The organism is Thioclava nitratireducens, from assembly GCF_001940525.2.
Lineage (GTDB): Bacteria > Pseudomonadota > Alphaproteobacteria > Rhodobacterales > Rhodobacteraceae > Thioclava > Thioclava nitratireducens.
Genome location: NZ_CP019437.1, coordinates 1,513,274 through 1,526,120, shown reverse-complemented (window position 1 = coordinate 1,526,120; position 12,847 = coordinate 1,513,274). Strand labels below are relative to the sequence as shown.

Here is a 12,847-nt window from a genome sequence, read left to right as displayed (position 1 = left end):
AGCCGTTCTCGCCGCCGAACCAGTAGACGACATCGTCGGAGGTGCTGTCCAGATTGGCGCCGCGATCGGTGTATTTCCAGGTGCCGGTGATGAACTCGACCTGCACATCGCCCACATTGAAGGCCGGGTTCGCCTGCGAGGTCGAGGTCGAAGTCGGCGTGCCGACCACACCCGTGCCGGTGGCGGTCGCGGCGGGCGGCTCGGCGAAGACGTAATAGCGATAGGTCGTCTTGCCGATCTTCTCGACCGTATAGGTGCCGTTGGTGTTCGTCAGCAGATTGACGTTCGACGCGCCGCCCGTGCGCACGAAGCGGATCTCGTCGCCATTGATCGAGCCTCCATCGAGGATCTCGCCATTGGGCAGCACGAAGGTGACGTCGATATAGCCCTTCGAGTTCAGCATCGACTTGTCGATCACCGCGCCATTGAAGGGCGAGGCCAGCTCGATCGAAGGCGCGGCGGTGATCGTGGTCAAATCCTGCGGATCGGTCGCCGGGTTCGCCGCGGGCGCATTCTGAACCGGCGTCTTGCGGATCGTGAAGCGCTCGTATTCGGCAGCGCTTTGCGCTCCGGCGGCATCGCGCCAGGAATTGGCGAGGAACTGCACCTCATAGGTGGTGTTCGCGGACAGGCTCAAAGGCGTGGTGATCTTGTAGCGATAGGTCGGGCGCGCCGTGCCTTCGACCAGCACCCCTGCCCCATCGACCATGATCGCCGCCGTCGTGTCGCCATAGCGCGCGGTGATCGTGAACTCGGGGTCGATATCGGTGATCGATTCCGGGTCGATGCCCAGCGGATAGGCCGGGTAGGCATCCGCATCCAGACGGTTGGTGTTGTAGAAAGTGACGTCGATATAGGTGAAGCCGTCGAGATTGATGATCTGGCCATTGAGCGGCGAGGCAATATCGGCGGTCAGCGGGCGCAGGTTCGTCGTCGGCGTCACCGAGACGGTCTCGCCAAAGAGCGTGTAGCCCGTCACCCGCATATCGGTCAGCTGGAAGCCGGTCGCGCCGCCGAAGCTGAACTGGGCCGCGCCTTCGATGCCGAAGCTGTCGGCTCCCGGCGGCGTCACGGTGATCGAGGTCTCGGGCGCATCGACCGAGATCCGGCCATCGGGCGTCTTGTTGAACAGAACGTCGTTGGAGCTGATCACCAGCAGATCGCCGGTCTCGGCCACGCCGAAGCTGATCTCGACCGAGCCCTTCACGCGCTCCATCTGCGGGGCGACGAAGGTGATCGCGACCGGAGTGGCCGAGGTGCCGCCTTCGAGCAGCGGGAAGCCGGTCACGGTGGTCGAGAAGGCGGTGCCCGACGTGTTGAGCCACACTTCGACCGTGCCCGAGATATTGAGTCCCGGAATGCCCAGCGCCTGAACCTCGCCCTTCGCATAGACCGCGAATTTGCGGTTGGCGGAGGTGCCGAATTCGAAGATCGCGATCGTGGTGTTCGAGATCAGCAGGCCGATATCGTCATTGGGATCGTTCGGATCGCCCGCGTCGCCGAGGAAGATCGAGATGTTGCGCCCAATCTTGCCGCTGGTCGCGCCCGCAGGCAGTTCGGCCGGGAGTATGTCGCTCAGGCTGCCTTCGATGGTGAAGTAAGGCTCGTAGCTCAGCTTCACCTCGGCCAGCGCGATCTGGTTCACATTGGCCTGACCCCGGAAGTCGAGAATGTAGGTCGCATCGCCCACGTCGACCTCTTCGTAGATGTCGGTGCGCGACGTGGTGTTGATGCGGATGATCGCGCTGGCCGAGGCAGAGAAGCCCGCCGCCGAGCCTTGCGCGCTCGCCTCGATCTGCGCGGCGACCCCGTTCTGCGACAGGGTGGCCGAGCCCGAATAGATCAGGATCACGCCCTTCGCGTCTTGGATGGTGAAGCCGTCGCCATTCGAGTCCGTATAGCCGCCCGAGACCCCGGTGAAGGCGATGGTCATGCGCTTGGTCTGGGTCGGCGCAACCCCGGTCGTCAGCTGCGAGAACATCAGCGTGCCGCTCAGGCTGATCTCGGGGGCGTTGCCCACGTCGATCGTGCCGTCATTGTCGTTATCAGTCGCGTTGAAGTCGACAGAGAAGGCGGCGTTCTCGACTTCGACCCGCAGGAACTGCCCGCGCGGCAGGTCGAGGATGTCGCCATTCGCGAACTCGACATAAACCGCCTGAATGGAGGTGTTGATCTCGAGCGTCGCCGTCGTGCCATTGCCGATCTGGTAGGCATTGGTGCCGTCGTCGAACGCGATATCGGGAAGCGTAACCGAGAAGCTGCCCGCCATGCCCTGCGGCATCAGGTATAGCAGCGCGTTGCCGGTGAATTCATAATCGCCGAATGTCAGGGTGATGTCGGTCAGCGAGATTTTCGAGTAGACCGCGCCCGTCGCGCTCGTGGTCTTTTCGAAGGACAGATCGCCGGAGAAGGCAAAGTCGGCATCGTCTGCGCTGGTGGGCGTATCGCCCGAGAGGTTCACGAGAAGCTCGATCCCCGATCCCACCGGATCTCCATAAGCCGAGACCGAAAGGAAATTGCCCTTGTAGCTGAGGTCGTAGAACGCCTGCAGCGGGGTCATATCTGCAAAGGCCGTGGCACCGGGGTCGAGGCCCGTCACCTCCGTAAAGTCGAAGCCCGTGAGGATCGTCTGGGCGCCCGCTCCTGCGGTGCCCGACTTGCCTTGGTTGAGCTTGAGTTCGACGCCGCTCGCACTGATCGCGACACCTGGAATTCCGGCAAGCGCGACCTCTGCTATCGACGCATAGAGCGCGGTGTATTTCTCGCCGCCCACGACCGCGACGCCATTGGCATCGACCTGGCTCAGCATGGCGAGGCGGAAGGAGAAGTTGGTCAGGACCAGCCCCTGTGCCCCCGAAGTATCGGCCATCGGCTGCACGACCGGGGTGTCGCCCGAAGTATCGACCTCGAAATACGGCCCGCCGGTGCCGACAAAGGCGCTGATGCCATCGCCCGAGATTTCGGTCGCAGCGAAAGTCTTCTGGTTCGGCGCCGTGCCGACGGTCAGGGTCGCGCCCTTCTGGAAGGCCACCTGCCCCGCGAGGAAGACGTAATCCTCGAAGCCCAGCACGACGAAGCCGGACGCTGCAAGGATCGCGCCATTGGCATCGAGCGTCACGGTATCGGTGTCGCTCACCTTCACGTCGAAACTGCCGCCATCGAAGCTTGCGAGGTTCAGCGCTTCCTTGGCCTGCGTGCTCAGAAGTTTGCCCTGGTTCAGCTCGACCTCGAGCCCGTAGCCCGAGAGCGTCAACCCGTCGATGCCCACCAACTCGACCGTGCCGCCCGCCTTCAGCGCCATGTACGAAGCCGCCGCCGGATCGGTCGCGGCCAGCGCCACGCCATTTGCGTCGACCGTCTTGAACATGGCGAGCGCGAGATAAGCATCGGTGATCTTCAGGCCGACCGCATCGCCCTGATCGCCGAAGGCCTTGGTCAGGTCGTAGCCGGTGCCGACGAAAATGTTCACATGCTGTGCGCCGACCGTCACCGCCTTGAGATTGCGGCTCGTGCTCGTGCCCGCGACGAGGGCGGAATAAATCTCGCTCGACTGGGTGAAGGCGAACTCGCCCTGGATGAAGACATAGGAGTCGAAGCCGATGGTCAGGGAGCCCGACACTTCCAGCGTCGCCACGGTCAGTTCGTCGAAGGTGATCGTCTCGGCGCCGACCGTGATGTCCCAGGTGCCGCCCACCCCGCCATAGGTGAAGTCGAGCGTATTGTAGGGCGTCGTTTCGTTGCCGCCGCGGTTCATGATCAGCGTGAGCGAGCCATCGACCGTGACATTGTCGACGCCGATCAACGAGGCCCCGCCCGTCGCCTTCACGACCATCCAGCTCTTGAGCGGAGTGGCTGTCGGGTTCGCCGGATCGAGCGGCATTTCCTTGACGATATGCAGGCCCATGCGCTGCAGCGAGAGCGCGACACCCGTCGCATCGGAGGTGGCATCGACTTCGCCATTGGTGATCGTCGGCGTGCCGACCCCGGCGAAGACCACGGCATCCGAGATACCGATCGACAGCACCGAAGCTTCGAAGGAGGTGGTCGAACCGACCATGCGGGCTGCGACCTTGTCGGTCTTGGTCAGCGTGATCTGGCCCTGGATGAAGACGAAGTCCTCGATCACGATCGTCGCACCCGCGAAGAGCGAGAAGCCCGACTGGCTCATATCGAGGACCGTGTCAGTGGTGGCCGGATCGACGTCATTGCCATTCGTCGCGGCGAGCAGGTCCTGACCGGTGATGCCGGTGTCGCCATCGGTCCATTCGGTCGAGTCGAGATTGATCGACTGGCCCCAGTCGAGCACGCCGATCACGCCGGTCGCATCATTCGCCTTGTTCATCTCGAGCGACAGCGTGTCGAGCGTGATGTCCACCAGATCGACCCCGGTCAGCGAGGCCGAGGCGATATCGGCCTTGAGCGCGGTGAAGGCCCGGGTGTCGGTGAGCGGATTGGCCGCCTTGATCGAGGCGAGCAGGATATCGGCGCTTTCGATGGTGATGCCGGGACCGTCTGGGATGCCGATGAAGAACTTGGCCTCGTAATCGGCCGGGGCGTCGCCACCCTCGTCCGCAGGATTAATCCTCAGGCTGATCCGGGTCAGCACCGCATCGTTCATGTCGGTCGCGATATCGAAGGTGCCATCGTGGTTCACATCCACATCGACGATATTCTGCGACAGAGTGAACTTCGCGCCCACATCGACGAAGCCGAAGGCGTTGAGCGTCAGGTAGCCCACGACCTGCGTGCTGTCTGCACTGGCGTCGAAAGTGACCACTTCGTCGTTCGGGCCATAGGTGAAGGAGACCGGACCCGCCGGATCGTTCGCGGGATCCCCCTGCGCGGGCGTGCCGTCCAGATCGATCGAGTTCCAGTCGAAGAAGGTGGTGATACCGTTCCCGGCAGGCTTCGTTGCGTAATAGTCGAGCGAGAAGGCGTTGACCGTCAGCTCCATTCCCTCGGGCAGACCGGCGAGCGTGCCGCCCTGGATATTGCCCAGCACCGCGGTCGCCGAAGGCGTGGCGGTCACGGGCAGCGTGCTGTTCGCAGGCGGGGTCGCCTTGATCAGCGCGAGCGCGATATCGGCGGAAGCCACCGACAGGCCTACACCGCCGGGCTGGCCGACGAAGAGGTCCTGCACATGCAGGCCGATCAGCATGAGGCTCGCGTTTTCGAGACCCGCATTGGTGCTATCCAGCTCTGCCTCGATCTGGTTGCGCATCACGATGTCGAAGGTGGCCGAGCCGGTGACGAAGCCGAAGATATCCAAATCCAGACCGCCCGAGATCACCAGATCCGTGCCGTCTTCGGGCGCAACCGCGTCGACGCCCAGATCCTGAATGATCGGCGCCCAGTCGAGTTGGTCGCTATTGGTGGCGTCGCGCCCGTTCACCGTGAAGTCGAGCGAGGTCACCGTCAGGTCCAGCCCCTGCGGCAGGCCGCGCGGCGAGATCGTGTCGGCATGGGCGGACATCGCGGTCCAGCTGCGCGCGACGGCGCTCGGGTTTGCGACCAGATCGACCACCTCGGTCACTGAGATCAGGTCGAAGGCGAGCCCTTCGGCCGCGAAGCCCGTGCCCGCATTGGCGACCGCGTCGACCCGGTCGAATTCGTCATAGGTGAACTCGCCGCCCGCGCCGACGAAGACATAGGCGCCGTCGATCGAGAAGGAGAAGGCCTTGGCGCTGATCGTGCCGCCCTGCGGATCGTCGACGGTGAGATCGCGGATCACACCCGACAGACCGCCCGCCAGCAGGATCGCCCCTTCGATCTGCAATTCGACATAGGCGCCGAATTCGATGCCGAAGCCCGCATCGAGATTGGTGATGTCGGCCAGCGCGTTGATTTGATCGACCCCGGTCGCGCCCCAGTCGAGCTTGTTTCCGTCCGCATCGGCGCCGTTCATCGCGAAGTAGAGATCCTTCACCGTCGCGGTCAGCGGCAGGCCCTGCAGACCCAGTTGATCGACGCGCAGCGACAGGGCCATCCAGCTGCGAGCCACGGCGGGCGAGGTCACGGTGGCCGGGTCTTCTGACACCATCACCAGCTCGATCGAGCCGCCCTGCGCCACGAAGCCCATACCCTGATCGGGATCGATCGTGCCATCATTCTTGAGCGCACCGTCCACACCGGCGAAGAAGTTCAGATCGCTCAGGGTGAAGATCAGAACCTTCGCCCCGCTCAGCGTGCCATCGGCGTCGATTGCGGTGGCGACCGCCACATCGGCGAGCAGGCTCTTGATCGAGAAGGTGCCCGTCGCGATCACGATGCCCGCGACGTTCAGCTCCGACACGGTGCCGGTCACCGACAGGATCGCGGTCGCGTCATAGCCATCCGTGCTGTCGGTGATTGTCAGGCCCAGATCGAGGCCCTTCCAGTTCATCACCGAGTTGTTGGCCGCGTTCAGCGGGTCGGTGTAGCCGAAGTTGGCTTCAACCGCGACGTCCGATATCCGCAGCGTGAAGCCCGTAAGGCCGGTCACGCCGACGCTTTGCGAGGTCACGAGGATTGCCGACCAACTTTTGACCGTGCGGGTCTCGACCACACCTGTCGTCAGCGGGTTGTCGGCGGTCTGGGTGACCGAGGCGAACTCGATGCCCACGTTGTTCGCATAGATGCCGGTACCCTCGGTCGTGCTGACATCCGTGATCTTGCCATCGGTGCGGGTGAACACCCCGCCCTGCCCCGCGAAGAAATAGCCGCCGGTCAGCGCGAAGGTCATCACCGAGGCGCCCTCGACGATCAGCCCGTTGCCGTCGTCGAGCGTCTCGGTCCGGATCTGGCCCGCCATCGTGCCAGCGACGGTGACGAAGCCGTCGACGGTGAACTCGACATAGCCACCGAAGGCGATGTTGAAGCTTGCGCCCATCTCGGTGACGTCGAACAGATCGCCCGAGGCGAGGTCGCCGATCTCGGTCACGCCGGTCGCGGCCCAGTCGATCCGCTCGCCATTCACCGCATCCGCGCCGTTGAAGCCGAAATAGAGGTCGAGGCCCTGCACGGTGACCGTGTTCGGCAGCCCCTGCAGACGCACCGTGGCTACGTCGAGCGCAACTGCGGTCCAGCTGCGCGGCACTGCCGGGAGGGTCACGCCTGCCGGATCTTCCTTCACCAGCACCAGTTGCAGCGAGGCGTTCTCGGCCACGAAGCCGGTGCCCTGATCGGGATCGATCGTGCCGTCGGACAGAAGCGCCCCACCGACACCTGCGAAGAGGTTCAGATCGGACAGGGTGAAGATCAGGATATTCGCACCCAGCACGGTCTCGGTCGTCATGCCGGAAGGCACGATGATGTCGCTCGTGAAGCTCTTGATGCCGAAGGTACCCGAGGCGACGATCACGCCCGCCACGTTCAGCTCCGTCACGGTGCCGGAGACCGAGAAGCCATCATCGCGGGTCAGGCCGTCGGTGGCATCGGCGAGGCTCAGCATGTCGAGCCCGGTGACTGCACCCAGCGACGCCCAGTTCAGGAAGGTGCCGTCGATGGCCGCGAAATTCCCGTCGACCGCGAGATCGGCCAGCGCGATCTGGAAGGCGTCGATGCCGCGCAGGCCGAGGCTCGCGACGGTGACGCGCAAGGCGGTCCAGCCGATGGTGACGGTCTCATCGTCCCATTGCGTGGCCGCGTCGTTGTCGTTGGTCGCCCCATTATCGGTCAGCACGCCGAGGCGGGTCACCTGCGCGAATTCCAAGGCATCGCCCGCCACCATCGAAGCATGGATGCCGGTGCCCTGATCGAGCAGCCCGGTCACCTCGTTCGTGGTCGCATCACGATCGAACGCGCCGCCAGCACCGACGAATATCTGCGCCTCGGTGATCTTGAAGCTGGTGATATCTGCGGCGGTCAGGGTGATCTCGCCGTCGTTGATATCGGCGGTCGAGATCGAGCCTTTGACCGTGCCATAGACCAGCACGAAGCCGTCGAGCGCCAGATCGAGCGTGCCGCCGAAGGCGATGCCGGTATCGGCATTGATCTGAGCGATCCCGGGGTTCTCGGTTGCGTCGACAATGGCCGACCAATCCAGCTTGGTCGCGCCGACCGAGGCCGTGTTCATGCGGAAGTAGAGCCCGGTGACCCCGAGCGCGAATTCTGTGGGCAGTCCGCGCATCCCGACGTAATCGACCGAGAGCGACAGCGCGCTCCAGCTCTTGGGCGTGGCGGTGCCGACTTGCTCTTTCACCACGATCAGTTCGAGCGTGCCGCCCGAGGCAAGGAAGCCGATGCCCTGATCGGCAATCGCGGTGGGCGCATTGGCGTCATCGAAGGCACCGCCGACACCGGCGAAGAAATTCACATTCGTCAGGGTCAGCCGCGTGACCTGCGCATCGGTGATCGCCGCCTGGATGGTGTCGTCGATAGTCTCGGTCGAGGCCGAGAAGTTGAAGGTGGCGAGCGCAAAGACCGTCTCGGAAATCTCGACGGACAGCGTACCAGACACGGCCAGCTGATCACCCGGGCCCAGATCGCCAAGCGCCGTGGTCACGTAGGTATCGTTCACGGTCGACCAGTCGAGGCGCGGGCCGGTCAGCGCCGTGGTCGAGTTCGAGGCCAGTGCCATGCCCGACAGCTTGATCTGAACCGCGTCGATGCCCTTGGCCTCCAGCGCGCTCAACGAGCCGATCACCCCGGTGTATTTCACGCCGGTCGTCGTGTCGGTCAGCAGGCCAAGCGCAAGATTACCACCCGCCGCATAGAGACCCGCAGCATCGCTCGCGAGGGCGAGCGTGGTCGTGCCGGTCGCCTCATCGGTGGTGGTCGACGCACCGGTGCCCGCGAAGAACTCGACATCGCTGAGCTTCACGAAGGTCAGCTTGCCCGCGGTGATATCGAGCAGATCGAGCGTCTCGGTGCTGCCCGCCTGCGCCGTCACGTCGATCGCCTTCAGCCCGAAGGTCGCGCGCAGATAGACGAAATCGCTCACCGCCAGCGTCAGCTTGCCCGAGACCGCGAGGCTTACCGTGTCGGTCACCTCTTCGAGGCCGGACAGGCTCGACCAGTCGAGAGTGGAGAGGGTGTTATCGCTGACCGAGTTGTAGAGCACTTTCAGGCTCGCAAGGTCCAGCGTCACGCCTTCGACATTCACCAGACCGAGGCTCGCGAGGCTCGCCGACACGCCGGTATAGCTGATCGGGGTCGGGTCGGTGGTGGTCAGGATGCCGATGTAGAAATTGCCACCCATCGCCGAGAAGCCGATGGCATTCGTGGTGTCGAGCCCGCTTGCGCCGATGGTTGCGCCCGAGCCCGCGAAGAGGTCCAGATCGGTAAGCGTGATGTAGAGCAGATCTCCGGTTACGCCGCCGACCGAGGTGCCCGCGGTCTTCTCGACCGAGAAGCCGCCGGTCAGCAGCATGGTGTCCGAGATGTTCAGCTCGTCGATGGTGGCGCCGATGAAGAAGCGCTCGGTATTGTCGAAGCCGTCCGTGGCGTCGGTCAGCGCAAGCGTCGTGCCCAGATCGAGCCCCTTCCAGGTCATCACCGTCGGGTTCATCCCGCCCTTGGTATCGGGCGCATTCACTTCGACCACGAAATCGCTGACTGCAAGCGTGAAGCCCGGAATGCCCGCGACTTCCACCGTGCCGACATGGAGCTTGATCGCGCTCCAGGCGTTCAGAACGGCGCCGGTCGTGCCATCGACATTCTTCACCGAGGCGAATTCGAACAGCACGCCTTCCGCGCCGAAGCCGGTGCCGACCAGCTTGCTGTCGCCATCGCGGGTCAGCCCGTTGACCTTGCCGTCGACATCGGTGGTGAAGCTGCCGCCGCTGCCCACGAAGATGTAGCCGTCCGCCAGTGCGAAGGTCATCACCTGCGCATCGGTCAGATCGGTACCAAGCGGATTATCCGCCGCGGCGATGGTCTGCTTCGTCACCGTGATCGCGATATCGCCTGCGAGCAGGACGGTGCTCTTGATCGCGAAGACCGCGCGCACATCGATCGTGAAGCCCGAGAAGGTGCTGTCGAAGCTGAAGCTCGGCCCACCGACCTGCGTCCAGTCGAACGCCATGCTGGCATAGGTCACGTCGAGCGCATCGACGGTCGCGGTCACGTTGCTGATCCCGTGCAGCGTCGCCGCGGTCGAGAGTTCCAGCGCGGTGACCTTCTGGCCTAGGTTCGCCCCAGCCGAGGTCACGGTGAACATGGCCAGGGTGAGATTGAGCGTCGGGATTTCGAAGCCGGTGGCATTGGTCAGGTCGTAGCTGCCGCCCGAGACTTCGGCGCCGACGCCCGCGAAGAGGCGCCCGCCGATGATCGAGAGGGTGAAGTAATCGCCATCCTCAGATGCACCGTTGAAGGTCACGCCGGTCTTGGCGGAGCTTTCCAGGGCGAAGGTGCCGCTGACATAGACCGCGTCCTTCACGACCAGCGTCGCGGTGGCTTCGACCTTGGTGAGCGCACCGTTCAATGTCAGCCCGGCATCGCTCAGGGCGCCTTGATCCCAATTCAGCGGGGTAGCGACGCCCGACGCGGTGTTCACTTGCACCGCGACATTGCTCACCTCGGCGGTCAGCCCGGTAATGCCGACCGGGGTCGCGTTGGCAAAGGAGAAGTCGATGCCGGTATAGGTGGTGCCGCCCGTGCTCAGCACCGCGAAGGTGCCGGTGAAGCCGGTGACCGAGAAACCGAAGGCGTTGGAGGTGTCGACGGTGACCGGGCCGCTTGTGTCGAAGACCGCGCCGGTGCCCGCGAAGAAGTTGACCGAGTCGAAGCCGAAGACCATCAGATCGCCGATCGTGTCGGTCGCGCCGGTCAGGCCGCTGACGATAGTTTTGGTGAAGCTGAACCCGCCCGCGATCAGAACCTCGCCGCCGATGGCCAGCGTCACGTTGCCCGACACTTTCGCGAGCGGCGCGGTCGCGCCCGTCGCTACGCTGTCGATCTCGGAGACGACGAGCTTGGCGCTCAGCGTATCGTTGGGGTCGGTCAGTTGCGAGGTCACCAGTTCCAGCGTGCCGTTCGAGAGCGTTGCGGTCACGCCGTCGACATTCACCAGACCCAGCGCATCGACCGCGCCATTGGCGATCACCCACTGGCGGCCCGTCGCGGTCTCGCGGATCATCTTGACCGAGAAGCTGAGGTTGTCGACCGCGAAGCCGACCGAGCTGTTGGGCTGGCCGCGGGTGAAGTAGCCGTTCGCACCGCTGCCCGCGAAGAACGAGCCGCTGGTGAGCGCGATGGTGGTGACCTCGAGACCGCCGGTGACGGCGGTCGTCGTGCCGGTGCCCACTTCGTAGAGCACACCGTCGAGCCCGGTATTGGTGGTATAGCCAATCGGCGCGCCGACGCCGTCACTGGTCGCGAGGCTCACGAAATCGCCGACCGAGATTTCCATCAGCCCGGCATTGCCCGCGAAGCCTGCAGTGACGAAGCCCGGCCCGTCGATCGCGAAGGCATCGGCATCGGTGCCACCCTCGAGACGCTCGACCCCAGTGAAGGTGATGGTGAGGCCGTTCCAGCTCAGCGACCCTTCGTTGATGCCGGTGATCGTCCAGACCGTCGCGGCATCCGGCCCCTCGATCGTGTCGCTGAGGCCGGCCCCTGCCGCGATCGAGGTGATCGGGGCGCCGGACGTGCCATAGGTCGTGCCGTTGACGGAGACGGTGCCGTCGAGGTTCACGGTGTAGGTCAGGTTGCTGTCGGCGGTGCCGTCGAGCGCGCCACCCGCTTCCGAGATCGCGCCGGCGACCGGAGCGCCGAGGCTCGGGGCCGCGTCGGGAAGACCGATGCGCTCGCCGGTGCCGAGCGTCGCGCTCATCACCGCAGCGTCCGCATTATGGTCTAGGCCGAGTGCGTGGCCGATCTCGTGAAGCAGAACCGTGTAGAGGTCGACGCCCTCGGAGGCCGCACCGTCCGTCGCCACCAGACGGTCGCCTGCGAGCAGATCGAATTCGGAGCTGTCGGCGGGCGTCGCATCGATGAACCAACCGGCCCCGGCAGCGTCGGCGTCGATCTCGATCAGCGTGCCGGTGATACGGGCGAGTGCGCCGTCCTCGAGATCGGTGATGGTGAAGGTGAGTTGCGACAGGATCGCCGCGTCGGTGCGGCTGGCCCACTGAGCGAGGGCTTCCTGGAAGATCGGGGCGACCTGAGCCTCGGTGATATCCGCAGCGCCGGTATCGGTGCTGTCCGCGGTGGCGTCGAGAAGCAGATATTGCGGCTCTGCGCCCTCGTCAGCCGGGCTATCCCCTTGATTTTCGCTGGTATCGTCGGAGCCAGCAGTGACAGACCCGGCGTCCGGATTGTCAGTGTTTTCGTTATTTTCCAGTGCATTAGAGTTCGCATCCGGGGGGCCGGTCGCCTCGTGACCCGTCAGGTCCGCCACGGAACTGCCAATCGGGTCCTGCCCTGCATGGGGCATATCTTCCAGCCACGACAGCGCCGATTCCAGCAGCTGCTGCACCTGAACGGCAGTCAGGAAACCGCCGGAATGAAGCTGGTCCGCTGCCGTTTCCAGCAGCGCTGCAGCCTGTTCGCGTGCCGGTTCGGCGACCGCTTCGAGCGGTGCCACTTCCGGCTCATGCGCCCAATCCTCGGGCCAGGCCACATCGCTTTGCGGGCCTTCCTCGGGATCGTGATCGGCTGCCAATTCGTCCTGCTGATGCAGGTCATCGACGGTCTGAACTAGGGCGGAAAGCCCTTCGATCGGGTCGATTTGATGTGCGGTCGCCGCAACGCGGGCCAATTCGGCGAACACCGGGTCCGCCGAGAGCAAAAGCCGCGGCTCGAGGGCCTCGATGCGGTAATTTTCTTCGCGGTGAAGGGTGTTATCGGCTTCGTGGAGCGCGCCTTCATTGGCCAGACCGACGTCATCCTGCACGTCGGAGCGGGTCCGACGCAGGAATTTGGTCAC

General features: G+C 64.4%; 1 protein-coding gene (only partly in view). It reads right to left on the bottom strand.

The annotated features are described in order from the left end of the window. On the bottom strand, positions 1 to 12,847 hold the 5' end (the start) of the coding sequence (locus BMG03_RS07450) for a matrixin family metalloprotease (protein WP_157771567.1). 25,382 nt of this gene lie to the left of the window's left edge; the window shows 12,847 of its 38,229 coding nt (coding positions 1-12,847); its start codon is at positions 12,845 to 12,847; its stop codon lies beyond the left edge, outside the window.